A 21,698-nucleotide genomic window follows, 5' to 3' on the forward strand; every position below is an offset into this window, starting at 1 on the left:
CTCCCCTCGTGTTCACCGTCGCGCCCTACCGTGGCCGCATGCCGCGTCGCCTTCCTCGCGCCCTTCTGCTCGCCGCCTCCGTCGCCTGGGGTGAGGTGCGGCACGATCCGGTGCGGGCCGCGCTGCTCGGCGTACGGCTGCTGCCCGCCCGGTTGCGGCGGCGGGTGCGGCCGGTCGAGCGACGGCTGGCCGGCCGGGCCCGTACCGCGGGACCCACCGCGACTCCGTCCGCCGCCCGGGTGCCCGCGCCCGTGGGCCGGGCGATCCGGCCGGTGCTGGGGCGGGTACTGCATCTGGTCACCAACGGGCTGCCGTTCAAGCATGCCGGATACACCGTGCGCACGCAGAAGCTGGCCGAGGCGCAGCGGGCCGCGGGGCTGGACGCGCATGTGGTGACGCGGATCGGGTTCCCGGTGGCGCAGGGCGTGCTGGACGCGCGGCCCTTGCAGCTGGTGGACGGGGTGCCGCAGCATCGGCTGCTGCCGCGGACGCTGCCGTACGGGCAGGGCGCGGCGCTCGCCCTGAACGCCGAACTGGCCGGCCGGCTGGTGGAGCGGCTGCGGCCGGCGGTGCTGCACGCGGCCACCGATCACGGCAACGGGCGGGTGGCGCTCGCCCTGCGGGAGGCCTACGGGCTGCCCGTGGTGTACGAGGTGCGGGGCTTCTTGGAGGAGACCTGGCTGACCCAGGCGCCGGGCCGGTCCCCGGACGACGCGGTCTACCGGGCGCGGCGCGAGCTGGAGACGTACTGCATGCGCGAGGCGGACCTGGTGCTGACGCTGGGCGCGGCGATGAAGGCGGAGATCGTGTCGCGCGGGGTGCCCGAGGAGCGGGTGCTGATCTCGCCGAACGCGGTGGACGAGGAGTTCCTCGCCCCGCTGCCGGACGGGGCGCCGGTGCGGGCGCGGCTCGGGATCGCGCCGGACGAGCTGGTCGTCGGCACGGTCAGCAGCCTCACCCCGCTGGAGGGCATCGGCACATTGCTCCATGCGGGTGCCGAGCTGCGGCGCCGGGGTGTACCGCTGCGGCTGCTGATCGTGGGCGACGGTCCGGCGCGCGCGGAACTGGAGCGGACGGCCGTACGACTGGGGCTCGGCCACGGTGTCGCCCTGTTCACCGGACGGGTGCCGCACGCCCAAGTGCGGGAGTTCCACGCGGTGTTGGATGTGTTCGCGGTGCCGCGCACCGACGAGCGCGTCTGCCATCTGGTGACCCCTCTCAAGCCGGTCGAAGCGATGGCGAGCGGTCTTCCTGTGGCCAGTAGTGATCTCACCGCAATGAGAGAACTGATCGAACCGGAGGTTAACGGCCAGCTAATTCTTCCCGAATCGTCCCTTGCCTGGGCAGATGGGCTCGAAAAACTGCTTTACAGTCAAAAGCGGCGCACCCAGTGCGGAGCGTCCGCCCGCGCGCTGGTGGCGCGTGAACGAACCTGGAAGCGGGTCGCCGCTACGACCCGCGAGGCGTATCGGGCCCTCGGATGCGCCTAGTCCCTCATTCGAGACCCAGTGGGTGAATCCCTATGCAGGTCGACAAGGCCGGATCGCTCGGGGAAACAAGCGAACAGCTCGGGGAATCAGCACGGGCCGACCACGTCGAACTGGCGGTGATCGGCCTCGGTTATGTCGGACTTCCGCTCGCGCGGGAAGCGGCCTCGGTCGGCCTGCGCGTGGTGGGCCTGGACCGCAACGCCAGGGTGGTGTCGGACCTCAACTCCGGCCGCTCGCACGTGGACGACGTGTCCGACGAGGACGTCCGGCGCATGCGCGAGGCCGGTTTCACGGCCTACACGGACGACGCCTGTCTGGCCCGCGCGCAGACCGTGGTCATCTGTGTGCCGACCCCGCTGAGCGAGGACGGCGGACCGGATCTGAGCGCCGTGACCTCGGCGGCGCGGGCGGTGGCCGGACATCTCAGGCCCGGCCGGCTGGTGGTGCTGGAGTCCACCACCTATCCCGGTACGACGGACGAAGTGGTACGTCCGCTGCTGGAGGAGCCCGGGCTCAAGGCCGGCGAGGACTTCGCGCTCGCCTTCTCACCGGAGCGCATCGACCCCGGGAACACCACCCACGCCCTGCGTGAAGTACCCAAGGTGGTGGGCGGCCTGACGCCCGCCTGCGCGGTGCGCGCGGTCGCCTTCTACGGCAAGTTCATCGACACGGTCGTGCAGGCCAAGGGCACTCGGGAAGCCGAGATGGCCAAGCTCATCGAGAACACCTACCGGCATGTGAACATCGCCCTGGTCAACGAACTCGCCATCATCAGCCGCGAGTTGCACATCGACGTCTGGGACGCGATCCGCTGCGCGGGCACCAAGCCCTTCGGCTTCCAGGCCTTCCGGCCGAGCGCCGGGGTGGGCGGCCACTGCATCCCGATCGACCCCAACTACCTTTCCTACAAGGTGCGTTCGTCGCTCGGCTACGAGTTCCGGTTCGTGGAGCTGGCCCAGGAGATCAACCGGCGGATGCCCGAGTACGTCGTACGACGGGCCCAGGACCTCCTCAACAGCGCGGGCCGGCCGCTGCACGGCTCGCGGGTCCTCCTCCTCGGCGTCACCTACAAGCCGGACGTCGCCGACCAGCGGGAGAGCCCGGCCGTGCCGGTGGCCAAGCTGCTGCGGGAGCGGGAGGCCGAGGTGTCCTTCCACGATCCGCACGTACAGCGGTGGTCCGTCGACGGGGTGAGCGTCCCCCGCGTCCCCGACCTCACCGCCGCCGTCCGCGAGCACGACCTGACCCTGCTCCTCCAGGACCACTCCGCCTACGACCTGCCGGCGCTGGCCGACCAGGCCCGCCTGCTGTTCGACACCCGCGGCCGGATCTTCCGCCCGGACGTCGAGGTCCTCTGAAACCCCACCCCGTTCCCTTCAACCCCCTTCCCCGCACGTGGAGTTGAAAGGCGCTCAGATGCGGATACTTGTCGTCACCGTCGTGCACCACCCCGAGGACGCACGCATCCTGCACCGCCAGATCGCCGCCCTGCGGGAGCGCGGGCACCAGGTGGTGTACGCCGCCCCGTTCACGGCCCGCAAGGTGGCCCCGCGCGCCGACGTCGAGGGGGTCGACCTCCCCCGGGCCGCCGGCCGCGACCGCGGTGCGGCGCTCCGGGCGGCCCGTGAGCTGCTCGCCGAGCGCGGCCCGGAGACGGACGTGGTCCTGCTGCACGACCCGGAGCTCCTGCTGGCCCTCCCGGGCACCCTGCGCCGCTGGCGACGGACCGGAAAGGCGCCGGTGACGATCTGGGACGTGCACGAGGACACCGCGGCGGCGCTCACCATGAAACGCTGGGTGCCCCGGGCACTGCGCCCACCGCTGCGGCTCGCCGTACGGGCCGCCGAAGGACTGGCGGAACGCCATCTGCGGCTGCTGCTGGCCGAGGACGCCTACCAGGAGCGCTTCCGCCGCGCCCACCCGGTCGTGCCCAACCTGGCGACCGCGCCGCCGGACCCGCTCCCGCCGCCCGGCGCCGAACGGGTCGTCTATCTGGGCCACTTGTCGCGGGCCCGCGGCACCCTGGACCTCATCGAGACGGCGGCCCTGCTGGCACCTGCGATACGCGTGGAGGTGATCGGCGCGGCGGACCCCGACGTCCGGGACGCCCTCACCGCGGCCGACCGGGACGGCGTCCTGCGGTGGCACGGCTTCCTCCCCAACGACCGCGCCCTGGCCCTGCTCCCCGGCGCCCTGGCCGGCCTGTCCCTCCTTCACGACCAGCCCAACTACCGCCACTCGCGGCCGACAAAGGTCGTCGAGTACATGGCCCACGGCGTCCCGGTGGTCACGACGCCCACGCCGCTGGCGGCGGAACTGGTCGACCGCCACCACTGCGGCCTGATCGTCCCGTACGAGGACCCCGCGGCCGCTGCCCAGGCGGTCCAGCGCCTGCGCACGGACCCCGAACTCCGGCTGAGCGCGGCGCGCCAGGGCCGTTCCGCCGCCCTCACCACCCTCAACTGGCAGCACAGGGCAGCCGACTTCACGGGTCTCCTGGAGGGCTGGGCGGGCGAGACGACCAGGCCGACGGTCGGCGTGAAACGCTGGCGGACCGCGACGCCCTGAAGTCAGCCGTTGGACCAGCCCCGCTCGCACAGCACCAGCCGATACCCGTCCGGATCCTCGACCGTGACGCCCCACCGGTTCCAGTAGGGGTTCGGCGAGGACACCCGCTTGCCGCCGTGCGCCTCCAGCCTCGCGACCAGGTCCTCCGGGACCGGCCCGTCGACGTACACGACCAGCAGGTCCTCCTCGGTCGGCCGGGGTTCCACGGGATGCGCCGGATCGTGCACCAGCTCCAGATGCCATCCGGCGTCGGGCCACCCCACCATCAGCAGGTCGTGCTCCCCCGGTTCGGCACCCCCCTCGGTCCGCCACACCACGCTCAGCCCGAGCCCCCGCACCCAGAACCGCTCGGCGACCGCGAGGTCCCGTGACGGGCGGGCGATCCGGATGTGGCTACGGCCGTTGACGGGCATCATGACCTCTTCCTGAGCTGCGCGATCTTTCCCGGCAGCCTAGGCGGCAGGCGCCCTCCCGACCATCAGTCGTCCGCCCTGCACCCCGGGACCTAGGACCCCCGCGGCGGGCCGGAGCTATCGTTGCCCGATCACCCGAACGGGTGCGGGACGGTACGAGAGGCGGGCGAGGGCGTGGCGGGGGCCGGGTGGATACGGGTGCCGGTCGGCGACGAGGCGGCGCGGTGGGCCACGCGCGGGCGCAGCCGCAAGGTGCTCCTGGTCGTCCACAACGTGACCGCGGCAACCCGGCTCCTGGACGTCCTGCCGCTCTTCCACGACGACTTCAGGGTGCAACTGCTCGCGACCTGCCCGGGTTCCTCGGCGTTCCGGGCGGGCGTCGCCGAGTTGCTCGCCGACACGGGGATCCCCGTACTCCCGTGGGAGCAGGCGATCGCCACCCCGGTCACACTCGCGCTCTCGGCGAGCTTCGGCGGTCAACTCCGGTCACTTTCCGGACAGTTGACCGTGTTGTCCCACGGTGTCGGATACACTAAGAAACTGGCGACACCCGACACCCGACACCCGACACCGGGCGGCGGGCAGAAGGCGGCAGAACCGGTCTTCGGGTTGTCATCGGAGTGGCTGCTCGGCGCGGACGGCCGTCCCGTCGCGGACACGCTGGTCCTCTCGCACCCCGAGCAGTACGAGCGTCTGCGCGCCGCCTGTCCCGAGGCCGCGTCCACGGCCGTACTCGCCGGGGATCCCTGCTGGGACCGCCTGCTGGCCGCCCGCCCCTACCGCGAGCGCTACCGCCGGGCCCTGGACGTGGGCCGGGGCAGACGGCTGATCGTCCTCACCTCCACCTGGAACCCGGAGTCCCTCTTCGGCGACGGCGGCGGGGATGACCTCCTCCCCTCCCTCCTTCCCCGTCTGACCTCGGAGTTCCCGGCCGACGAGTACCGTCTCGCGGCCGTGCTGCATCCCAATGTCTGGCACGGTCACGGCCCCGGCCAGATCCGCGCCTGGCTCGACCGCGCCCGCCGCGCGGGCCTCGCGCTGATCGACCCCTTGAAGGGCTGGCGGCAGGCCCTGCTCGCCTCGGACGCGGTGATCGGCGACCACGGCTCGGTGACGTACTACGCCGCGGCACTGGGCAGACCGGTGCTGCTGGGGGCGGCGCCCCTGGAGGGCCTCGATCCGCAGGCGCCGGTGTACGACTTCGTACGGGGCGCGCCTCGCCTGGACCCTTCGCTCCCCCTGCGAGCACAGGTGGAGTCACTGCTCGAACACCACCAACGCCCGCCAGAGCACGCGGAGTTCATCAGCTCCCTGCCCGGCGAGTCGGCCGCCCGGCTGCGCCGCCACTTCTACGACGCTCTCGGCATCCCTGAACCCGACCTCCCCGCACGCCTCGAACCTCTCCCGCTCCCCGCGTACGAAGCATCGGCTCCGACCGTTCCCCTCCGCGTGCTGAGCCGCTTGCCGGGCGCCGGGGAGATCGCGGTGACCCGGTACGCGGGGCCGCACCAGGCGCCGTACGAGGAGGGAGAGACGCATCTCGCGGTGTGCGAGGACACGCGTGAGGTGGATCAACTCGCCCTGGCGGATGTGGTGTTCCGGCACGGGGAGGCGGACGACCGGCGGTTCGGGTCGCCCGCCGAGTGGACGGCGGAGGTGCTCGACCGGCATCCGCACTGCGCGCTCGCGGCGTACGTGACGGGACCCGGGTCGTGTGTCGTGCGCACCCGCGCCGGTGCGTTGTTGCGGCTCACCGCGGTGGCCGGGGGCGCCGACGCCGACCCGGCCGTGTACGCGTCCGCGCTGCACGCGTGGCTGGCCTCGGGCAAGTCGCTGGAGGAGCTGTTCGGACGGGGGATGACGGTACGGACGGGGACGGTCACCGACGCGGTGACCGTCGTGCGGGCGTGACGACCGAGTCGGTCACTGCGTCACGGTGCACCGCTCCCTCAGCACCCGCAGCAACTCCACCTGATACTCCGCCTGTTCGCCCTCCAGGGTGACCAGAGCTTCGTCGATCAGCGGCAGTGCGGTCCCGGGCCGGCCCGCGTCGAGGTGGATCTCGGCGATGTCGGTGAGGGTGCGGGCCATGTTGTAGGGCTCGCGGTCTCGGAAGAAGGCCAGGGCGTGCCCGAGCCGGTCCAGTGCCTCCTCGCGACGGTCGAGGCGGCCGAGGGCGCGTCCGCGGTGCCGGTCCAGCAGGGCGCGGGCGCGCGGGAGGTCGGCGGCGCCCTCGTCGTCGGGGCCGATGCCGTCGAGGATGCCGTACGCCTGCTCGAAGCTGTCGTACGCCTCCTGGAACCGCCACTGTCGCAGCCGCAGCAAGCCGAGGAACTCGACCGCGGAGGCGTGGCCGCGGACGTGTCCGGCGGCTCGTTCGTCGCGTGCGGCGGCGAGGGCCTCGGGCTCGGCCGCGTCCCAGCGGCGCAACTCGGTGAGGCTGTGGGCGAGTTGGGCGTGCAGTGCGCCGGCGGTGCGGGTGCCGGGGAAGTGCTGGTCGGCGACTCGGGCGCCGGTGCGCAGGGCGGGCAGGAGGAGTTCATGGCGGCCGGCCTTGAGCTGGAGCGGCCAGAGGGCCTGGCAGAGCAGTACGACGGAGTGCGGGTCGCCGAACTCGTCCGCCGCCGCGACCGCTTCGACGAGGGTCGGCGCCTCGGCGGTCAGGGCGGCGACGCCCTCGCCCTTGGACGCGAAGGTGACCGGCGAGTGGGCGGTGGGTACCCGCCAGCTCTCCGGCAGCGCGGCCTGAGCCGCGCCGACGGCCAGGTCACGGCAGTGGTCGACGACCCGGGCGACCGCCGCCGAGCAGGCCGCGACGCCGTCGACGGCGGCTGCCGTGCGCTCGGCGTGGGCGCGGACGGAGGGGCGGTAGCGGTAGCGGCCGGAGCCGGCGCGTTCGAGGAGCAGTGCCTCGGCGAGCTCTCCCAGGAGCCGGGCGGCCTCGGTCTCGTCGATGCCGGCGGCTCGCGCGGCCGTGGCGGCGTCGAGGGCGGGCCAGTCACGCAGCCCGGCGAGGCGGTAGAGGCGGGCGGCGGCGGGGGCGAGGTGCCGGTAGGAGTCCTCGGTGGCGGCCCGGACGGGGTCGGTCACGGGTGTGGCCGGATGGTCCGGGGTCACCGCGGGGTTCTCGGGGTCGGCGAACCCCGGCGTCAAGCGCAGCGCCGCGGCCCGCAGTGCGTACGGTGAGCCGGCGCAGCGGTCGAGGACCCGGGGCAGGCTGGTGCGCGCGGCGGCGATCACGTCCTCGCCAGCGACGCTCTTCAGCATCCGTACCGCGTCCCGCCGCGCGAGTGGGCCGACCGGAATCCGCAGGGCGCCGAGCCCTACGAGCGCATGCCGGGCGACCACGATGGTGAACACCCCCGGCGCGGTCGTGAGCAGTGGTTCGAGCTGCGCCGCCGAGGTGGCGTGGTCGAGGACGAGGAGCATACGGCGGTCGGCGGCGCAGCGCCGGAAGAGGTCGGCCCGGGCGTCGGCGGAGGCGGGTATCCGCTCGTCCCCCAGGCCGAGTTGGCGCAGCAGATCGCCGAGGGCCACCTCGGGGGTGCGGGTGCGCAGGTCGACGTACGGCTGGCCGTCGGGGTAGAGGTCCGTGCGGCGCCAGCCCCAGTGGCAGGCGAGGGTGGTCGTGCCGATGCCTTCGGGGCCGTGCAGCAGGGCGAGCCTGGGGCGGCCCTCGAAGGGGCGGGTCGCCTCCTTGTCGAGGAGCTTCAGGGCCTGCTCGCGGTCCGTGAAGAAGCGCGGGGCACCAGGCAGGCGCGGGCGGGCGAGCCGGTCGGGCACTCCGGGTACGGGGGCCGAGCGGGCGAACAGGGCCCAGGCATGGGCGAGTTGCGGATCCGTGTGCACCCGCTCGTGCACCAGGCGTGCCACGTCGTCTAGTTGGCCGGGTGTCGTGGGCGCGGGCACCTCCCGCCCGGCGACGCGGCGGACCGCCCCGCCCGCCGACTCCCAGGCCCACCTGCCGAACTCCCCGGCCATGCCGTTGCCGACCGCGCCGAGGACGGCGCTGATGGCGCCCACCGAAAGGAGATCCAGCATGGCCCGCGCTCCCCCGTCCCTGCATCCGCGTCACTCCCAGTGGATCAACCCTAGCCGGATCAGGGGCTCATGACGGGACATCAACCGCGCGGGGCGGCCGAGTGAGCCCGGCCCGTCACCCGCGGTTCGCCCCCTTCGGGATCCCGTAAGCCCGCTCGACCTTCAGCCGCACCACCAGCCGCCGGTCGCGGACCATCGCGGCCCGGTAGTCGTCCCAGTCGGGGTGCTCGCCCTGGACGTCGCGGTAGAGGCGGATCAGTTCCTCGACCGTCTCGTCGTGCGGGTCCTTGGCGACGGGCGTGAGTTCGGCGGTGCCCTCGACGACCGTGTAGGCGCGGCGGTCGGGGGCGGACACGTGGTAGGAGGCCCGGGGGTCGCGGCGCAGGTTGCGGGTCTTGGCCCGGTCGTCCGTCACCGAGACACGGAGGATCCGCTCCTCGGGGTAGTAGTGGTGGCTGACGTTCGACAGCTGCGGGCGGCCGTCGCGCTTGAGGGTGACCAGTACGCCGCCGCGATGGTCGGAGAGCAGCTCCAGCAATGTGTCCTGAGTCATACCGGGATCAACCAGGTGGGCGGAGCCCGGCATTCCCAGTGCCGAGGACCCGACGAGTAGACACTGTCTACGACCGCCTGGTAGACACTGTCTATGGACGAATCGGAGACCGGGCTGCGGGCCCGGCTGGTCGACGTCGGCGTGGAGCTGGTCGCCCGGGAGGGCGTGCAGGCGCTGACCCTGCGCGAGATCGCCCGCCGGGCCGGCGTCTCGCACGGGGCACCGCGCCGCTACTTCCCCACCCACCTGGAGCTGCTGTCCGCCATCGCGCGGCGCGGCTTCGGCGAGCTGGCCGAGCGGGCGAGGGCGGCGACGGTCGACGACGCCACGGTGCCGCCGCGCGAGCAGCTGGCGACGCTCGCGGACGTCTATCTCCGGTTCGCGCTCGACAACCGCGGCATGTACGAGCTGATGTTCCGTCACGATCTGCTGGAGAGCGGTCACTTGGGGCTCCGGGACACCAGCCTGCCGCTGTTCGGCCGCCTGGTGGAGCTGGTCGCCCTGGCCCGTCCCGACGTCGACGCCCGGCTGGTCGCGGGCGCGCTGTGGGCGAACCTGCACGGCATCGCCCAGCTGTGGGGCTGGGGGAGCCTCCAACTGGCCACCGGCGCCGACGACTTCGTACCGCTGCTGCGCTCGGCCCTCGACGCGCACCTGGGGGCCGAGGCATGACCCCGCACCGCGCTCTCACCCTCGCGAGCAGCGTCGCGGGAGCGATGATCGTCGCCCTGGACGGCACGGTCCTCACCGTCGTGCAGCCCACCCTGCAACGGGAACTGGGCGCGTCCTTCGCACAGGTGCAGTGGACCAGCACCGGGTATCTCGTCGCGGTGGCGGGGCTGTTGGTGTTCGCCGGGCGGCTCGGGGACCGGTACGGGCACCAACGGGTCTTCGGCGTCGGGATGTTGGGGTTCGGGGCGGCCTCGGCGGGGATCGGGGTCGCGCCCGGGATCGGCTGGGTGATCGCACTGCGGGTCGCGCAGGGTGTGTTCGGGGCGCTGCTGCAACCGGCCACGCTCGGCATGCTGCGGGCGGCGTTCCCACCGGACCGGCTGCGGATGCCGATCGCCCTGCGCATGAGCGCGATCGGAGTGGCGGCCGCGGCCGGACCGGTACTGGGCGGGGCGCTCGTCTCGGGGCCGGGCTGGCGAGCGGTCTTCCTCCTCAACGTCGCACCGGCGGCGGCGTTCGGCACCCTCGCGCTGGCCGTCCGAGTCGGCACGGAACGGCGGTGGGCCGGCCGACCTGACATCGCCACCCAGCAGCCGCGCACCGGCCGACCCGACACCTCCGCCCAGCAGCCGCTCCCGAGCCGACCCGACACCGCCGCGGAACAGCCGCGCACCGCCCGGTTCGACACCGCCGCCGAGCAGCCCCACGCTGCCGGACCAGAAGCCCGCCTCAAGACCCTCGGCAGCGCCACCGGGCAACCGCCGTCCCATCGCACCGACGCCGCCGACACCACCGCCGAGCGTCCACTCCCCACCACCGACACCGCCGGGCAACCACCCGTCACCGCCCACTCGACCACCGGGCAACCACCCGCCACCACCCACCCCACCACCGGGCAACCACCCGCCAAAGCCCACCCCACCACCCGCCTCAACGCCCTCAGCGCCACCCTCCTCGCCCTCTCCCTCGCCGCCCTCGTCCACGCCCTCGTCACGCTGCCCTCCGACGGCCTCTCCCCCACCGGCTGGGCCGCCCTGCTCATCGCCCCGGTCGCCGGTGCCGGCTTCGTCCGCCACGAGCGCCGTACCCCCTGGCCCCTGCTGCCGTCGGACGTCGTCCGCTCCCCCGCCGTCGCCGCCTCGCTCGGCATCCTGGTCGCCGCCTCCGCCACGCTGCAGGGCACCCTCTTCGTCGCCACCTTCCTGTTGCAGGACACCCTCGGCTTCGACCCCCTGCACATGGCCCTGCTCGGCCTCCCGCTCGCCGCCCTGGTCATCGCCGCCGCGCCCGGGGCCGCCGTGCTGCTGCGCCGGGCCGGAGCCCGCCGTACCACCGTGGGAGCGATGGCCGTCCTGGCGGCCGGGGTCCTCGTGCTGGTGCGGGCCTCCGGCTCGCCCGCGCTGTGCGCCGGGTTCGCGCTGCTGGGGGCCGGATACGGAACGGTGATGGTCGCGGCCACCCATGTCGTCGTACGGCAGGCGCCCGTGGAGTCGGCCGGGGTCGCGGGCGGGCTGCAGCAGACCGCGATGAACGTCGGGCCCGTGCTGGGGGTGGCCGTGGCGACCACGCTCATGGGGCTGGGGCACGGTCACGCGCTGCCGCTGCTCGTGCTCGCCGCCCTGGCCGGGGCCGCCGCGGCGGTGGCCGGGCCCCGGCTGCCGAAACGTTCGCCCCAAGCGATCAATACCGGCCAAGAGGGGGACCCGGCCCGTGTTCCTGCGCGACGATGAGGGCCGAGGCCGGTCCGGCGGGTGTTCACCGGAGCGGGCCTCGACCAGTGCAAGTGGAGGAGAGCGAGCGATGGCACAGCTGCGGCAAGAGGTGGACCCGGGCGAGGTCGGGCTGGACGTGAAGGCGCTGGACCGCCTCGACCAGCACTTCGCGCACTACGTCGACGAGGGGCGCCTGCCCGGCTATCTGGTGGCCGTGGCCCGCGGCGGCCGCGTCGCCCACCTCACGACGCACGGCCGTCGCGACCTCGCGGCCGGTCTGCCCGTCGAGCCCGACACTCTGTGGCGGATCTACTCCATGACCAAGCCGGTCACCACGGTCGCCGCGCTGATACTCGTCGAGGAGGGCCGCCTCTCGCTCGACGACCCCGTCGCCCGCCACCTCCCCGCCTTCGCCGATCCGCAGGTGTACGAGAGCGGCTCGGGCACGGATGTCGTGACCCGCCCGGCCGCCCAAGCTCCGCTGATCCGGCACCTGTTGACCCACACCGCGGGACTGACCTTCGCCTTCTACCACTCGCACCCCGTCGACGCCCTCTACCGCGCGGCCAACCTGGAGTCGGCCGTCGTGCCGGGCTCGAACCTGGCCGAGACGGTCGACGTGTACGCGAGCCTGCCGCTCCAGTTCGAGCCGGGCACGCAGTGGAACTACTCGGTGGCCAGCAACGTCCTCGGGCGGGTGATCGAGGTCGTCTCCGGGCAGCCGCTCGACGAGTTCGTCGCCGAGCGCGTCCTCGGCCCGCTCGGCATGACCGACGCCGGCTTCTGCGTCACGGACGAACAGGCCACGCGGCTTTGCGAGTTGTACGGCGAGACGGACGCCGGCGGCATCGAGCCGATCCCGGGGCTGCCGCTGCGGGGACGGCCCCGCTTCCTGTCCGGCAGCGGCGGCCTGGTGGCGTCCGCGCACGACGTGCACCGCTTCATGGAGCTGCTGCGCCGCCGCGGCGAACTCGACGGCGTCCGCCTGCTCGCCCCGGAGACGGTGGACCTGATGACCCGCAACCACCTGCCCGGCAACGCCGACCTGCGCTCCTTCGGCGCCCGCCCGGCCCACGACGAGCCCGGCAACGACGGTGTCGGCTTCGGCTTCGGCGTCTCGGTCGTGATCGACCCCGAGCGCACCCAGGCGCCGACGGGCCTGGGCACGTACGGCTGGAGCGGGGTGGCGACGACGACCTTCTGGGTGGACCCGAGCCGTGATCTGACCGTGCAGTTCATGACCCAGGTCCGCCCCAGGTCCTCGCTGAAGCTCTTCCCCGACCTCAAGCGGCTGGTGCACGAGGCGGTCACCGGCTGAAGCGCCGCTACCCCTCGGTGCGAAGGGTGAACTCCACGCCCTGGCGGGCCAGTTCGCCGAGCCACTCCTCGGAGCGGGCCGCCGTCTCGGCGGCCCGGTTCAGGCCCGCGGGCAGCGAACCGTCCAGGATGTGCCCGACGCCGAGGGCCAGCGGCCGGGAGACCAGCCGGGCCATCGCGCTCTCCTCCGCGTCGCCCACCAGGTCCAGGAGGTAGGAGCCCGACCAGTTCCGGCCCTCCCGCGAGCGCACGTCGAGCGAGACGGCGAGCACGACCCGGTCGCGGTCGGCGTCCGTCGTCGGATACCGCTCCGCCAACTCCCTCGCCAGGGCGGCGATCCGGGCGTCGTCCCCGCCCTTCAGCTCCTCGAACACGGCGTCCCAGGCCCGCAGCCAGCCCTCCAGCCGGAGGGTGCCGCGCACGAACGACCGGGCCTGCCAGGCGGCCGGCAGCTCGTACTGCTCGACGAAGGGCAGGCTGTCCCGGTTCGGGTAGACCTCGAAGGTCTCCCCGTCGAGGACGTGCGGCCGGGTGACCTCCCAGGGACGGTCCGCCGTCGTCTCGGCGCCGTCCTCGATGTAACGGGCGGGCGAGCGAAGGGCGCCCAGCACTCCGGCGGGAGCCCAGCTGAAGCGGTACCTGAAGTCGTTCGGCACGGCGGGGATGCCGCCGCAGTACGAGGTGAAGCCGTACGAGGCCGCCGTACCGTCGCCGATCGCCTCGCGGGCGCGGGCCACCAGGCTGTGGGCGAAGAGGTGGTCGATGCCCGGGTCGAGCCCGGCCTCGGTGAGCACGACCAGGCCGGACTTGGCGGCCTGCGGCACCTGTTCCAGGACGGCGTCCGAGACATAGCTGGAGCAGGCGAAGTGGGCGCCGCCCGCGACGCAGGCGGCGAGGATCCCGGCGTGTTCGGGCGCGGGCAGCATCGACACGACGACGTCGCCGGGCGCGAGTTCGGCGGTGAGCGCGGGGAGGGTGTAGGCGCGGGGCTCGGCGCGGCCGACGAGGCCCAGCCGGGCGAGGGAACCCGCGGCGCGCTCCTCGGTGCGGTGCCACAGCCGTACCCGGTCGGCGCTCTCGCACAGCCGGGCCAGACCGCTGCCCGTGGACAGTCCGGCGCCGATCCAGTGGACGGTACCGCTCGCCGGGACGCGCTCAGGCATCGCGGAACTCCCCTTCTGCGATGCCGAGTTCACGGCAGGCCTGGTGGAACCGGTCCAGACAGCGGCCCCACGGTCCGCCGGTGCCGAACTCCAGCAGCTGGAGGACGAGGGCCGCCGAGAAGTCGGTGCTGGACTCCCGCGGGAGGAGGGAGGGCAGATTGTCGATCGCGATCAGGTCGAGCGGGGGTTCCTTGCGCAGACGCCGCACGGGGTCCGTCCAGTCCGTGGTGCGGTCGTAGACCGGGAGGACGTTGAGGGGCGAGCCGACGTCGCAGGTGACGTCGCACAGGGTGCGCAGGCGGCGGGCCGGGTCGTCGAGGTCCGGTTCGCGCAGGAAGGGCGGGACGGGGGTGGTGGCGAGGACCGCGTTCACCATGACGTCGTGCGCGAGCAGGGCGGGCCGGTCCAGGTCGCGGGTCTCGGCGAGGTCCCAGCAGGTGGGCTCGACACCGGCCACCTGGAAGGCGAGGCGCGCACCACGGCCGCTGCGCCCCAGGGCGCCGATCACCAGGGCCGTGAACTCCTCGTCGGCGTCGGCCCGTTGGAGCCGTTCGTCCAGCTCCTCCTTCGAGGTGGGCGTGAGCGGCGCGACCAGCCTGCCCCGCTGCTGGAGCACGGCCAGGGCGGCGCCCAGGTAGCCGGCCCAGAAGCCGAAGGCGGCGAGGCGGCGGCCGTGGTCGTCGACCAGGTACTCCAGGTCGAGGAGGGCGCCGCCGCCCGCCGCGAACCGGCGCAGCAGCGTCTCGGCGCCGGGCTGCCGCTTGTAGGCGTGGCCGAAGAAGATGTGCCGGTGCGTCAGTTCGCCCGGCTGGTCCGGGAGTTCCTTCAGGCCGAGGATCACCGCGTCCCGCGGCGCCGACACCCAGGAGCCGGCCGTCGCGACATGGCAGCCGGCCGCCTCGTACTCCTCGATGGGGAAGATCCGCTGCGGGGACTCCTCCACGGTCAGCGTCACTCCGCTGTCCACGAGCCGCCGGGCGTCGGACGGCACGATCGGCGTGCGGCGTTCGGTCCTGCGGTCCTCGTGGCGCAGCCACAAGTGGAGCTCTGTCATACGAGGTTGGCCTCCGGGCGGGGGGCGTCGGCCGCGAAGCGGTCGGCGCTCAAGGGGCTGACGTCCACGAAGGGTACGCGGCCCAGGCACAGGTCGCGGACGACCTCGCCGACGGCGGGTCCCTGCAGGAAGCCGTGTCCGGAGAAGCCGGTGGCGTAGAGGAAGCGGGAGACCGAACGGGCCTCGCCGATCAGCGCGTTGTGGTCCGGGGTGATCTCGTACAGGCCCGCCCAGCCGCCGGTGCGGCGCAGGTCGAGCAGGGCGGGGGCGCGCCGCTCCATGGCCGCGTACAGGGCGGGGATCCAGCGGTCGTGGGGGTCGGTCGCGAACCCCGGCCGCTCGCCCGGGTCGGACATGCCGAGCAGGAGTCCGGGGCCCTCGGCGTGGAAGTAGAGGCTGGTGGTGAAGTCGATGGTCATGGGCAGGTCGGCGCTCAGGCCCTTGACCGGTTCCGTGACGGCGATCTGGCGGCGCAGCGGCACCACCGGCAGTTCCACGCCGGCCATCGCGCCGACCGCCCTCGACCAGGGGCCGGCCGCGCAGATGACCGTGCCGGTGGCGATCCGGCCGAGAGTGGTCGACACCGCGGTGATCGTGCTGCCGTGCAGTTCGATGCCGGTGACCTCGGTGTGCCGCAGGATGCGGACGCCGAGCGCGCGGGCGGCGGAGGCGTAGCCGTGGACGACGGCCTCGGGGGTGCAGTGGCCGTCGTCGGGCGAGTAGGCGGCGGCGAGCAGGCCGTCGATGCTGATCAGCGGGGAGAGCTTGCGGGCCTCCTTCGGCGTGATCATGCGGCTGGGCACGCCGAGCGAGTTCTGCAGCCGGACGCTCTCCTCGAAGGAGGCGACCTCCTCGGGCGTGGAGAGGAGGAAGAGGTAGCCGACGCGGTGCAGCCCGATGTCGTACCCGATCTCCTCCTGGAACCGCCCGAAGGCCTCCAGGCTGCGCGCCCCGAGGTGGATGTTCAGCTCGTCGGAGAACTGCGCCCGCACCCCGCCCGCGGCCTTCGACGTGGACCCGGAGGCCAGTTCGTCCCGCTCGACGAGTACGACGTCCCGGACACCGGCGGCGGCGAGGTGGTAGGCGATGCTCGTGCCCATCACCCCACCGCCGATGACTACGGCACTGGCTTGTGTCTGCACGCGGTCAGGATGACAGGTGTGCCACCGCATCCAGGTGCGGCAGGACGTGATCCAGCCGTTCCCGCTTCGTGCGCAGATAGGTGATGTTGCTCTCGCACGGCGGGATCAACAGCGGGACGGTCTCGGCAACTTCGATGCCGTGGCGCACCAACGCCTCGCGCTTGCGCGGGTTGTTGGAGAGCAGGCGTACGGACTTCACGCCGAGGTCGTGCAGCATCCCGGCGGCGACGCCGTAGTCGCGGGCGTCGACCGGCAGGCCGAGCGCGAGGTTGGCCTCGACCGTGTCCAGGCCCTCCGCCTGCAGGGCCATCGCGCGCAGCTTGGCGAGCAGGCCGATGCCGCGGCCCTCGTGACCGCGCAAGTAGACGACGATGCCGCTGCCTTCGGCGACGACGGCCTTCAACGCGGCGGCCAGCTGGTCGCCGCACTCGCAGTGCTGGGAGCCGAACGCGTCACCGGTCAGGCACTCGGAATGCAGCCGGGTCAGCACGTCGTCGGTGCCGATCTCGCCATGGACCAGGGCCACTTGTTCATCGCCGCGGTCGTGATCCAGGTAACCCACGGCCCGGAATTGCCCGTACACCGTGGGCAGCGGTGCATTCACTATCCGTTCCACGCCCGTGCGCTGCGGGGTCTTCTTGCCGAGTACGCCGATTTTTTCTGTCATGATTCGATTCCTAAGCAGAGACGAAAGGCCGTGAAGAAATGAGTGGTTCGGGCGCGCGTACGGCGGCATACGGACTGGTGCCGGCGGACACTACGGAAGAGGTACGGACCAGGGCGGCGGGTGTCTCAACGCAGGTCGCCGTCCTTCCGGTGGGGAGCTTCGAACAACACGGTCCGTTTCTTCCGCTGGCGACCGACACGCTGGTCGCCTGTGCCGTGGCCCGGGAGATCGCCGCGGCGTACCCGGTGCACCTCCTCCCTCCGGTGACGATCTCCTGCTCGCACGAGCACGCGGCCTGGCCCGGGACCGTCAGCATCTCCTCGGTGACCCTTCACTCGGTGGTATGTGACATTGCACAGTCGCTGCGCCGCTCCGGCGTCGAGGCCCTGGTGGTGGTCAACGGGCACGGCGGGAACTACGTACTGGGCAACGTCGTCCAGGAATCCTCCGCCCGCGGCGAGCGCATGGCGCTGTTCCCGGCCGCGGAGGACTGGGAAGCGGCGCGGCAGCGGGCGGGGGTGGCCACCTCGCTGCTGACCGACATGCACGCGGGAGAAATCGAGACCTCCATCCTTCTGCACGCTCATCCGGAATTTCTCCGCCCCGGTTATGAGACCTCCGATTTCGTCGCGGACGACCGGCGTCATCTGCTCACCCTCGGTATGTCCGGCTATACCGATTCGGGTGTCATCGGGCGCCCTTCGCTGGGTTCCGCGGAAAAGGGCAAGGAACTGCTGGCGAGCCTCGCGGATTCCTTCGGCGCGATTTTCTCGCTGCTGACCTCCGAGGAAGGACGCGCATAGGCGCCGTCGGGTTCCGGGGCCGCCCCGGAACCCGCCTTCAGCGAGGTGTACCAGCGGGCGACGAGGACGACGGCGCCGGGCAGGGCGGCCACGAAGCTCAGCACTCCGTACACCACGGCGACGGCCACACCGCTGCTCGCGCCGAGGCCGGCCGCGCCGAACGCCCAGGCGGTGACGCCCTCCCTGGGGCCGAACCCGCCGATGTTCAGGGGCAGTCCCATGGCGACCAGGGCGAGGACGGCCAGCGGCAGCAGGACGGCGACGGAGGCGCCGGAGCCGGCGACCTTGGCGGCCAGCACGAACATGCCGAGGTGGCCGGCCAGGATCAGCAGCGAGGAGATGGTGACGCCGGGCCAGTTGCGGCGCGACAGCAGGCCCTCGCGTGCCTCGGCGAGCGTCGAGCGCAGGCGTGTTCCGCGGCGGGACGGCGCCTTGTTCATGCGCAGCGCGACGACGACGGCGAGTGCTCCCACGGCGGCGAGGCCCACCAGGGGTGCGAAGTGGCGAACCTCGCCGAGCACCGGTGACGGCATGGTGAGCAGCATCGCCGTACCCACGACGGTCAACGCGATCTGTCCGGCGACGCGTTCGAGGACGACGGAGCGGACTCCGCGGCCGAGGTCGCCGGCGCTCTGCCCGTGCCGGACGGCGCGGTGGACGTCGCCGAGGACGCCGCCGGGCAGGGCGGCGTTCAGGAACAGCGCGCGGTAGTAGTCGGCGACGGCGGGTCCGAGCGGCAGGTGGATCTTCAGCCCCCGGGCCACCAGCGCCCAGCGCCAGGCGCTGAGCACCGTGGTCGCAACGCCGATGAGCAGGGACACCACCAGGGTCGTCGCGTCGATGCCGCGCAGCCCGTCCAGCAGGACGCCGGTGCCGAGGTGCCACAGCAGCGCGCCGAGGATGACGACGCCCGCGACGGTGCCGAAGTGGGTGCGTACGGCACGGGAGTTGAGCCGGGCGAGGACTGAACGCCACCACGGCGTCCGCGCCGTGGCCGGCTCGGGCCGGGCCGAGGAGACGATCACGCCGATACGGGCCTCGGAGACGGCGGGCCCGGAAGGCGCGGCCGCCGCCAGCACATCGGCCCGCGCCAGCAGAGCGGCGTCCCGCGCGGCAAGACAGGCAAAGCCGTCGTCGTACACCTCGACGGCGACGGAGGCGACACCATCGGGCACACCCACGGAACGGCCCTCACCCTCGGCCCGCCCCTCGCCTGTGGGCCGCATCGGAAGAGGGGCGCGGGCCTCGGCAGCACCGCGCGCCGGCAGAGCGGCCCGTGCCTCGGCACCGACACCACCCCCCGCCGGCGCCCCGGACACGACATCCACCCCCCTCCGTGCCTCCGTCGCCCCGCGTCGGTCCGTCGGTAGCACGAGTGCCCGTACCGTCTCCACGCTCATGACGCCCCGCCCGTCGGCCGGGACAGTGCCAGTAGGTCGCTGTGGTGGACGGTGACGCGGAGCTCGCCCGCCTCGCAGGCCGCCAGGCGCTGCTGCAGATACCGTTCTGCGCGCTGCTTCAGCTCGGGGCGCTGTTCGACGGCCGCGCCGACCCAGCCGCGCAGCCACTGTGCGGTGAGCGCTGCCTCGCCGGGGCCGAGTCGCCAGGCGCTCGGGTTGACCCGTACCGTGGCGCCCCGCTCGGAGAAGGCCTCGCAGGCGACGGTGATCGCGTCCGGACCGAGCAGTCCGTCCCGGCGCTGGTGGGCGTTGAACGCCTCGGTGATCTCCGCGTCCATCGGGTCGGACGGGGTGAGTTCGACGCGCCCGGCCACCGAGAGCGTCAGCAGGGCCGGGCAGCCGGCGCCCGTGCAGGCGGCGGCGAGCGTCTCGATCTCCTCGCGCTTGAGGACGTCGAGGAGGGCGGACGCGGTCACCAGGGAGGCGCCGGCGAGGGCGTCCGGGGTGAGCCGGGCGACGTCGCCGCGCCGGGTCTCCACGCTGACCCGGCTGCCGTCGGCGGCCGAGCGCGGGGAGGCGACCGCCGCGAAGTGCAGCAGGTAGGGGTCGCGGTCGTGCAGGATCCAGTGCTGGGCGCCGTCGAGGCGCGGCGCGAGCCAGCGGCCCATCGAGCCGGTGCCGCAGCCGAGGTCGTGGATGACCAGACCGGCCTTGCCGGGCAGGTTGGCGAGCCGGATCCGCAGCGGGTCGAGCAGTTCGTGCGCCCGCGCGGCAGCGTCGGCGGGCTCGCGCAGCTCCAGCCACTCCGGCGCGTAGCGCGGCGGCTCGTCGGGCCCGGTGTCCCGCAGGCGTACGGTGGCCCGCTCGCCGGGGCGCAGGGCGGGCCCGGCGCCGGGGATCACGGAACCCGGGGTCGCCCCGGGCGCGCTTTCCTGCTGGGCGGCAGCTGCCACGGATCCCACCTTCGTCTCCCTCGGTCCCGGCTGTGCCGGGATCTTCCCGCCGACCTTGGTGCTGGTCCTGTTCATGCCGCCCTCCTGGGTTCGCTCGGCAGCCGGCCCAGTACTCCGGCGAGGCTGCGGGCCGTGGTCGCCCAGCCGTCCAGGGCGGCCCGCCGGCCCCTGGCGGCGGCCTTCAGCCGGCGTCGTACGTCCGCCTCGCCGAACCAGCCGCGCAGTTCGGCGGCGAGAGCGGCGGGGTCCTCCGGCGGTACGAGGATGCCGGGCACGCCTCCGTCGGGCGCGCGGCCGACCGCCTCGGGCAGACCGCCGACGTCGGTCGCGAGCACCGGGATGCCGCGTGCGAGGGCCTCCGTGACCGCCATGCCGTACGTCTCCGCGTACGAGGTCAGGACCATCAGGTCGGCGGTGTGGTAGCTGGCGTCGAGCTCGGCGCCGGCCCGCGGGCCCGCCAGCTCGATGCGGTCCTCAAGCCCGAACTCCCTGATCAGCGCCCGCAGATGGCCGACGTACTCGGGGTCCTGGGTGAGCCCGCCGACGCACACGCAGTGCCACGGCAGGTCGGCCGCCGCGGCCAGTGCCTGCACCAGCCGGTGCTGGCCCTTGCGCGGGGTCACCGCGGCCACGCACAGCAGCCGGGAGACGCCGTCGGTGCCGGAGGCGAGGGGCGCGATGTCGGCGCCGGGGGCGGCGACATGGACCCGCTCGGGGGCCAGGCCGTGGTGCGAGACCAGCCGCCGTACCGCCCAGTCGCTGGTGGCGATCACGGCGGGCACGGCCCGCAGTACGGCACGCTCCTTGGCGTCCAACTCGGCGGCCACCGCGGGCTCCAGGCCGGTCTCGTCGCCGAGCGGGAGGTGGACGAGGACGGCGAGGTTCAGCCGCTCGGTCTCCGGGACGACGATCTCCGGCACCCCGCACGCGACGAGGCCGTCCATCATGACGACGGTGCCGTCCGGCAACTCCCGCAGGGTGCGGGCGAGTTCGGCGCGGGCCGCGGCGTCGGGCCGGGGCCAGCCGCCGTCGACGGCGTGCTTGTGGACCTGCCAGCCGAAGCCGGGGAGGTCCAGACTCACGCGCCGGTCATAGGCGTTGCCGCCGCTCGGCGCGGCCGGGTCGTCGACGCCGCCCGGCAGGACGAAGTGCACGGAGCGCAGGGACATGGGGAGGATCTCGGCGTTCTTCAGGACGGAACTCTGCGCCGGCACATAGCCGAGCGCGGGCTGCGCCGTCTTCTCCAGGGTCACGTCGGTCACAGGGCACGCTCGTAACTCGCCCAGGCGATGTGCGACTCGTGGAGCGTGACGGTGATCCCGGCGATGCCCTTGGCGCCCTCGCCGAGCGCGCCCTTCTCGATGCGCTGGGCGAGCCGGTCGGCGATCACCTTGGCCAGGAACTCCGTCGAGGTGTTGACGCCGGAGAACTCGGGCTCGTCGTCGAGGTTTCTGTAGTTCAGCTCGCTCACCACGGCGCCGAGTTCCTGGGTGGCCAGTCCGATGTCGACGACGATGTTGTCGTCGTCCAGCTGCTCGCGCCGGAACGTCGCGTCCACGAGGAACGTGGCTCCGTGCAGGCGCTGCGCGGGTCCGAAGACCTCCCCGCGGAAGCTGTGGGCGATCATGATGTGATCGCGGACGGTGACACTGAACAACGGACGACCCTCCAGGTGCGGCGCGTCTGGTCCCCCGGCTGATCCCTGCCGGGGGATGCCGTGTAGTACGGCTCTTCGCTTCCCCGCGTTCAG

Annotated in this window: 18 protein-coding genes and 1 pseudogene; 8 read left to right on the forward strand and 11 right to left on the reverse strand. The window is 73.2% G+C overall.

The genetic code is table 11. The features are described 5' to 3' along the window. Positions 1 to 38 precede the first annotated feature (38 nt). Genes MQP27_RS07595 through MQP27_RS07605 form a run of 3 tightly spaced genes read left to right on the forward strand, consistent with a single transcriptional unit; the run spans position 39 to position 4,058 of the window. Entirely contained in the window at positions 39 to 1,490 is a 1,452-nt protein-coding gene (locus MQP27_RS07595; RefSeq protein WP_242762601.1) for a glycosyltransferase family 4 protein, read from the forward strand. Between the two features lie 32 nt (positions 1,491 to 1,522). Beyond that, entirely contained in the window at positions 1,523 to 2,848 is a 1,326-nt protein-coding gene (locus tag MQP27_RS07600; RefSeq protein WP_242762612.1) for a nucleotide sugar dehydrogenase, read from the forward strand. A 58-nt stretch (positions 2,849 to 2,906) separates the two neighbouring features. Then, positions 2,907 to 4,058: a glycosyltransferase gene (locus tag MQP27_RS07605; RefSeq protein WP_242762615.1), complete on the forward strand. Its 1,152-nt coding sequence runs from the start codon at positions 2,907 to 2,909 to the stop codon at positions 4,056 to 4,058. Positions 4,059 to 4,060: 2 nt separating this feature from the next. On the opposite strand, the gene MQP27_RS07610 is transcribed toward MQP27_RS07605, so the two are convergent. Further along, positions 4,061 to 4,471: a VOC family protein gene (locus MQP27_RS07610; protein ID WP_242763611.1), complete on the reverse strand. Its 411-nt coding sequence runs from the start codon at positions 4,469 to 4,471 to the stop codon at positions 4,061 to 4,063. A 174-nt stretch (positions 4,472 to 4,645) separates the two neighbouring features. Between MQP27_RS07610 and MQP27_RS07615 the strand changes: the two genes are divergently transcribed. After that, on the forward strand, positions 4,646 to 6,382 hold the full coding sequence (locus MQP27_RS07615) for a hypothetical protein (RefSeq protein ID WP_242763613.1): 1,737 nt from the start codon (positions 4,646 to 4,648) through the stop codon (positions 6,380 to 6,382). 12 nt (positions 6,383 to 6,394) lie between these two features. Here the strand turns inward: MQP27_RS07615 and MQP27_RS07620 are convergent, their stop codons facing one another. Beyond that, positions 6,395 to 8,512 carry a tetratricopeptide repeat protein gene (locus MQP27_RS07620; protein WP_242762618.1) on the reverse strand — a complete coding sequence of 706 codons (2,118 nt, stop codon included), beginning with the start codon at positions 8,510 to 8,512 and terminating at the stop codon, positions 6,395 to 6,397. Between the two features lie 115 nt (positions 8,513 to 8,627). Continuing rightward, the gene (locus MQP27_RS07625; protein ID WP_242762629.1) at positions 8,628 to 9,065 is read right to left on the reverse strand and encodes a PPOX class F420-dependent oxidoreductase; all 438 of its coding nucleotides are present in this window, start codon (positions 9,063 to 9,065) and stop codon (positions 8,628 to 8,630) included. A 93-nt stretch (positions 9,066 to 9,158) separates the two neighbouring features. Between MQP27_RS07625 and MQP27_RS07630 the strand changes: the two genes are divergently transcribed. The 3 genes from MQP27_RS07630 to MQP27_RS07640 all read left to right on the forward strand — a co-directional run bounded on the left by MQP27_RS07630 (position 9,159) and on the right by MQP27_RS07640 (position 12,767). Further along, a complete protein-coding gene (locus MQP27_RS07630; RefSeq protein WP_242762631.1) occupies positions 9,159 to 9,737 on the forward strand; it encodes a TetR/AcrR family transcriptional regulator in 579 nt (192 codons plus the stop codon). Beyond that, positions 9,734 to 11,467 (forward strand): MFS transporter, encoded by a 1,734-nt coding sequence (locus MQP27_RS07635; RefSeq protein ID WP_242762643.1) that lies wholly within the window; start codon positions 9,734 to 9,736, stop codon positions 11,465 to 11,467. The genes MQP27_RS07630 and MQP27_RS07635 overlap by 4 nt, the downstream gene beginning before the upstream one ends. 70 nt (positions 11,468 to 11,537) lie before the next feature. After that, the gene (locus MQP27_RS07640) at positions 11,538 to 12,767 is read left to right on the forward strand and encodes a serine hydrolase domain-containing protein (RefSeq protein ID WP_242762645.1); all 1,230 of its coding nucleotides are present in this window, start codon (positions 11,538 to 11,540) and stop codon (positions 12,765 to 12,767) included. 7 nt (positions 12,768 to 12,774) lie between these two features. Here the strand turns inward: MQP27_RS07640 and MQP27_RS07645 are convergent, their stop codons facing one another. Genes MQP27_RS07645 through ribA form a run of 4 tightly spaced genes read right to left on the reverse strand, consistent with a single transcriptional unit; the run spans position 12,775 to position 16,792 of the window. Beyond that, complete coding sequence (locus MQP27_RS07645) at positions 12,775 to 13,929, reverse strand: saccharopine dehydrogenase family protein (protein WP_242762647.1); 1,155 nt, start codon at positions 13,927 to 13,929, stop codon at positions 12,775 to 12,777. Beyond that, positions 13,922 to 14,983: a saccharopine dehydrogenase gene (locus tag MQP27_RS07650; protein ID WP_242762648.1), complete on the reverse strand. Its 1,062-nt coding sequence runs from the start codon at positions 14,981 to 14,983 to the stop codon at positions 13,922 to 13,924. Before MQP27_RS07650 ends, MQP27_RS07645 begins: the two co-directional genes overlap by 8 nt. Then, the gene (locus MQP27_RS07655) at positions 14,980 to 16,125 is read right to left on the reverse strand and encodes an NAD(P)/FAD-dependent oxidoreductase (protein WP_242762651.1); all 1,146 of its coding nucleotides are present in this window, start codon (positions 16,123 to 16,125) and stop codon (positions 14,980 to 14,982) included. Before MQP27_RS07655 ends, MQP27_RS07650 begins: the two co-directional genes overlap by 4 nt. Positions 16,126 to 16,129: 4 nt before the next feature. Then, positions 16,130 to 16,792 carry a GTP cyclohydrolase II gene (gene ribA, locus MQP27_RS07660; RefSeq protein ID WP_242762654.1) on the reverse strand — a complete coding sequence of 221 codons (663 nt, stop codon included), beginning with the start codon at positions 16,790 to 16,792 and terminating at the stop codon, positions 16,130 to 16,132. A 38-nt stretch (positions 16,793 to 16,830) separates the two neighbouring features. Between ribA and MQP27_RS07665 the strand changes: the two genes are divergently transcribed. After that, positions 16,831 to 17,595, forward strand: a complete 765-nt coding sequence (locus tag MQP27_RS07665) for a creatininase family protein (protein ID WP_308289915.1) — start codon at positions 16,831 to 16,833, stop codon at positions 17,593 to 17,595. Between the two features lie 137 nt (positions 17,596 to 17,732). On the opposite strand, the pseudogene MQP27_RS07670 reads toward MQP27_RS07665, so the two are convergent. From MQP27_RS07670 to MQP27_RS07685, 4 genes and pseudogenes are all read right to left on the reverse strand, one after another. Then, positions 17,733 to 18,995 (reverse strand): annotated as a pseudogene (locus MQP27_RS07670) (lysylphosphatidylglycerol synthase transmembrane domain-containing protein); the annotation flags it as partial. Continuing rightward, positions 18,992 to 20,023 carry a class I SAM-dependent methyltransferase gene (locus MQP27_RS07675; protein WP_242762670.1) on the reverse strand — a complete coding sequence of 344 codons (1,032 nt, stop codon included), beginning with the start codon at positions 20,021 to 20,023 and terminating at the stop codon, positions 18,992 to 18,994. The gene MQP27_RS07675 and the pseudogene MQP27_RS07670, both read right to left, overlap by 4 nt. After that, entirely contained in the window at positions 20,020 to 21,210 is a 1,191-nt protein-coding gene (locus MQP27_RS07680; protein ID WP_242762673.1) for a glycosyltransferase family 4 protein, read from the reverse strand. The genes MQP27_RS07675 and MQP27_RS07680 overlap by 4 nt, the downstream gene beginning before the upstream one ends. Further along, the gene (locus tag MQP27_RS07685) at positions 21,207 to 21,605 is read right to left on the reverse strand and encodes a 6-pyruvoyl trahydropterin synthase family protein (protein ID WP_242762677.1); all 399 of its coding nucleotides are present in this window, start codon (positions 21,603 to 21,605) and stop codon (positions 21,207 to 21,209) included. Before MQP27_RS07685 ends, MQP27_RS07680 begins: the two co-directional genes overlap by 4 nt. Between the last annotated feature and the right edge of the window lie 93 nt (positions 21,606 to 21,698).

The organism is Streptomyces cylindrosporus, assembly GCF_022698165.1.
Taxonomy (GTDB): domain Bacteria; phylum Actinomycetota; class Actinomycetes; order Streptomycetales; family Streptomycetaceae; genus Streptomyces; species Streptomyces cylindrosporus.

What these genes read in the sequence shown, in the direction of transcription:
- MQP27_RS07595 (WP_242762601.1), top strand. Translation starts at nt 39, where the DNA reads ATGCCGCGTCGCCTTCCTCGCGCCCTTCTGCTCGCCGCCTCCGTCGCC.
- MQP27_RS07600 (WP_242762612.1), top strand. Translation starts at nt 1,523, where the DNA reads ATGCAGGTCGACAAGGCCGGATCGCTCGGGGAAACAAGCGAACAGCTC.
- MQP27_RS07605 (WP_242762615.1), top strand. Translation starts at nt 2,907, where the DNA reads ATGCGGATACTTGTCGTCACCGTCGTGCACCACCCCGAGGACGCACGC.
- MQP27_RS07610 (WP_242763611.1), bottom strand. Translation starts at nt 4,471, where the DNA reads ATGCCCGTCAACGGCCGTAGCCACATCCGGATCGCCCGCCCGTCACGG.
- MQP27_RS07620 (WP_242762618.1), bottom strand. Translation starts at nt 8,512, where the DNA reads ATGCTGGATCTCCTTTCGGTGGGCGCCATCAGCGCCGTCCTCGGCGCG.
- MQP27_RS07625 (WP_242762629.1), bottom strand. Translation starts at nt 9,065, where the DNA reads ATGACTCAGGACACATTGCTGGAGCTGCTCTCCGACCATCGCGGCGGC.
- MQP27_RS07630 (WP_242762631.1), top strand. Translation starts at nt 9,159, where the DNA reads ATGGACGAATCGGAGACCGGGCTGCGGGCCCGGCTGGTCGACGTCGGC.
- MQP27_RS07635 (WP_242762643.1), top strand. Translation starts at nt 9,734, where the DNA reads ATGACCCCGCACCGCGCTCTCACCCTCGCGAGCAGCGTCGCGGGAGCG.
- MQP27_RS07640 (WP_242762645.1), top strand. Translation starts at nt 11,538, where the DNA reads ATGGCACAGCTGCGGCAAGAGGTGGACCCGGGCGAGGTCGGGCTGGAC.
- MQP27_RS07645 (WP_242762647.1), bottom strand. Translation starts at nt 13,929, where the DNA reads ATGCCTGAGCGCGTCCCGGCGAGCGGTACCGTCCACTGGATCGGCGCC.
- MQP27_RS07650 (WP_242762648.1), bottom strand. Translation starts at nt 14,983, where the DNA reads ATGACAGAGCTCCACTTGTGGCTGCGCCACGAGGACCGCAGGACCGAA.
- ribA (WP_242762654.1), bottom strand. Translation starts at nt 16,792, where the DNA reads ATGACAGAAAAAATCGGCGTACTCGGCAAGAAGACCCCGCAGCGCACG.
- MQP27_RS07665 (WP_308289915.1), top strand. Translation starts at nt 16,831, where the DNA reads ATGAGTGGTTCGGGCGCGCGTACGGCGGCATACGGACTGGTGCCGGCG.
- MQP27_RS07675 (WP_242762670.1), bottom strand. Translation starts at nt 20,023, where the DNA reads ATGAACAGGACCAGCACCAAGGTCGGCGGGAAGATCCCGGCACAGCCG.